The 1,147-nt window shown below is 41.2% G+C and carries 1 protein-coding gene; it reads left to right on the top strand.

All coding sequences use genetic code 11. The annotated features are described in order from the left end of the window. Positions 1–156: 156 nt before the first annotated feature. A complete protein-coding gene (locus F6K51_RS37855) occupies positions 157–1,005 on the top strand; it encodes a methyltransferase domain-containing protein (RefSeq protein ID WP_293031465.1) in 849 nt (282 codons plus the stop codon). The last annotated feature ends 142 nt before the right edge of the window (positions 1,006–1,147 follow it).

The raw sequence follows: 1,147 nt of genomic DNA, 5'->3' as shown, positions 1-1,147 counted from the left end.
CAGAAGGCAGAAGGCAGAAGGCAGAAGCGATCCAGCGCGGTCTTCGACATCCCTACTCCCTACTCCCTACTCCCTACTCCCTACTCCCTACTCCCTACTCCCTACTCCCTACTCCCTTTGCCATATCGTTAGTGATGTTAGTTTTATGGTAGGTTGATGTTAAAACTAATAAATATAGGTTGCGGCTCTACATATTCTAATCATCCGGCGTGGACTAACGTTGATTTAGCACCACAATCATCCGATATTCATAATCATGATATCAGGAAAAAGTTGCCCTATCCTGATGCTTATTTTGATGCTTGTTATAGTTCTCATGTAATAGAACACCTCAAGCAGCATGATGCTGATCAACTTATTGCTGAGTGTTGGCGCATTCTTAAGCCACAGGGAATAATTAGGGCAGTTGTTCCTGATCTAGAATCAATAGCTAAACATTATATCTCTACTTTAGAACAGGTTGAGTCTGGTGTTACGGAAGCAGAGGCTAACTATGACTGGATAATGTTAGAACTTTATGACCAGACAGTGCGCCACGTTAAAGGTGGTGAAATGGCTAGTTATTTAGCTGACCCTAATCTTACGAATAAAGAGTTTATCAGATCTCGTATCGGTAGCAATGCTGATCTATTTTTGGAGAAAAACTCTGAAAAAAAATCCTGGATAGAGCGACTAGCATCTAAGGATAGGTATTGGTTTTACAAAACCTTGAGGAAGTTTAATCTCAGAACTAGTATTGCCAAATATCTAGTGACTCTGATCGCAGGGAATGAAGCACGACAAGCATTTGAAGTCGGGTTGTTTCGGAATTCAGGTGAAATTCATTATTGGATGTATGACCGGTTTTCTTTACGACGACTGCTGGAGCGCTCAGGATTTGTAGAGGTGCGCGTTTGTGGTGCTGATTCAAGCCGTATTCAAGATTTTAATAGCTACGGTCTAGATATGCTTGAGGGCAAAGTGCGTAAACCTGATTCACTGTTCATGGAAGGTATTAAACCATGAAGACTCTAATTGTTAGTAGTTTCGATATATCTGGTGGAGCTGCTCGTGCTGCCTATCGATTACATCAGGGTTTCCAAAGCATTAATATAGATTCCCAAATCCTAGTGCAGGAAAAATTTAGTGATGATCAAACTGTCATTGG

The organism is Moorena sp. SIO3I8 (assembly GCF_010692325.1).
Lineage (GTDB): Bacteria > Cyanobacteriota > Cyanobacteriia > Cyanobacteriales > Coleofasciculaceae > Moorena.
Note: the sequence above shows the minus strand (reverse complement) of the source record. Positions and strands in the feature narration are given on the sequence as shown.